This is a genomic window from Ochrovirga pacifica (assembly GCF_000220525.1).
Classification (GTDB): domain Bacteria; phylum Bacteroidota; class Bacteroidia; order Flavobacteriales; family Flavobacteriaceae; genus Ochrovirga; species Ochrovirga pacifica.
The window spans coordinates 1-2,021 of record NZ_AFPK01000021.1 but is presented as its reverse complement, the minus strand read 5'-3'; the positions used below and the strand labels follow the sequence as shown (position 1 = coordinate 2,021).

The window sequence follows — 2,021 nt, the reverse complement described above, 5'->3', positions numbered from 1 at the left end:
TCTTTGTGTAACAAAGAGGTGTTTTACCATATAAACTTTTCATAAATTATTTAACCAACATGCTATTGTAAATAATTCCTTTACTGTCATTTAATAGAGTACCCAATAGATGAGCAGCTAATGGAGCTATATCTTCTAATTGTAATTGATTAAACAACAATCCTTTTTGAAAATTTGGACCAAAGGCAACAAAACCCGTTTGAATCAATTCATTATCTGGATATTGACCATGTTTACCACCTATTTTTTTGTTTAATAATTCTCCTGTTTTTTCATTTGTAAAACAGTAACCATTTGTAGCTGATAAAGCTAAAACAGCTCTAGGGTCTGCCCCTCTTAAAGTCATTTGTTCTCTATTAATTATTTTAAACATTTTCTGTAATCCGTAAGGTAAACTATGTAGTTTATTTAAAATTTTATTCAAAGTTTTTTTATCGTTTGCATCTTTTAAATGTAAAAACGCTGAACCACCTGTGCTAAAGAAAAAAGCTTTGTTGTGTACATTCATTTCTTTTAACCATAAGTTAGGAGCTATACTTGTATGAACAGTCATGAAACCATGATCTCCGGTTATGATTATATTTGTTTTTTTAAAAAGATCTGCTTTTTTTAATGCATCGATGATAGTACCTACAGCTTGGTCTGCACCTGCTATTGCTTTTTGAACTTCGATACCTAACCTACCATTTTTGTGTTGTGCACCATCTGTATTAGGCAAGTGAATTGTTAAAACATTAGGCTTATATTTTCTAAGTATATAAGCTGCTATTCTAGCTAAATTTTGATCCATGCTTAAGGAACTTAAGTTATAATCATTGACATTCATTTTACCTGTTGCATTTTCAACGACTTCCTGAAATAATCCGCTAGGAGTTGCGTATTTATCTGTTGCACCTCTACGATCCATAGGATTGGTAAATGACCATATTTCTGGTATATTATAATCTATATATGGAGCGTTTACTGAAATAGGCCAAGAAACTGATGCTGTTTTTAAACCTTTTTCTTTTGCTACTTGCCATAATGTTTGAGATTTGATTTGAGAGAAATCATAAATCCATTTACCTGACTCACCATTTTCAGCAATCTCGGTATTGTAATAAATACCATGTTTATCGGGACCCACACCTGTGATTAAAGTAGTATGTGATGGATAGGTTACTGTAGGAAAAATACCATTGACTCCTTTAGAGTAAACACCATTACTTGCTAAATCTTTTATGTGTGGTGTTGGCCATTGTTCTTCCATGTAAAAATTAGACCTAAATCCATCGATACTAATGATGATTAAGTTATTTGGTGTTTGAGACCATGTAACTGTATAATTAAAAATTATAGCAGCTAATATGAATATCTGTTTCAATTTAATTATCATATCACTTGTTAGTTAAATGGTAAAACTAAATCTGAAGCTTTATTTTCTATTAACACCTCATTCATATCGTATTCCATCGTAACATTTCCAGTTACCTCGTCGATAGAAAAGTTATCTAATCCAGAATTTAATGGAATAAAAGTAGGTATAATCGCTTTTGTAAATTCATCAGTAATAGCACTGTTGTTTAATTGCTCTGTTTGTGAAACAGGTAATCTTATTCCTAAATCACTTGAACGTCTCCCTTCACTGATAAATATTTCTTGACGCATTAAATAAATTGTGTACAACATCTCATCTATTGTAGTAACATTATTAATATCATTTACAGTTATACTGGTTCCAGAAATGGTATGAACAGTGATATTGCCAGCTTGTCTATCTAAAATATAATCAGACCTAAATGCATCCTCTTCATTAAATCTAACATCAACAGCTGTAGTAGGATAATCACTTCTATTGGTTCCGTTTCTTAATTCATTGCTATCATCCAAACTAGCTGTAGGTCTAGATGCTATTACGTTATTCAATAAATTGACTAAAGTTGATTTTGCCAAGGGTAAATTATTTTCAGCAGTATACACTTCTGCTAATATTAAATAAGCTTCTTCTGATTTTATAATTGAAACAGGCTTTTGATCCTCTG

1 protein-coding gene and 1 pseudogene are annotated in these 2,021 nt (G+C 31.2%); both read right to left on the bottom strand.

Annotated elements, in window-relative coordinates:
* Positions 1-46: 46 nt before the first annotated feature.
* Entirely contained in the window at positions 47-1,375 is a 1,329-nt protein-coding gene (locus FS85_RS0103110; protein WP_010134562.1) for an alkaline phosphatase family protein, read from the bottom strand.
* A gap of 8 nt (positions 1,376-1,383) precedes the next feature.
* A pseudogene (locus FS85_RS16695) lies at positions 1,384-2,021 on the bottom strand (tetratricopeptide repeat protein); the annotation flags it as partial.

Excerpts from the sequence above, each read along its gene's own strand:
- FS85_RS0103110 (WP_010134562.1), bottom strand. The coding sequence starts at position 1,375 with ATGATAATTAAATTGAAACAGATATTCATATTAGCTGCTATAATTTTT.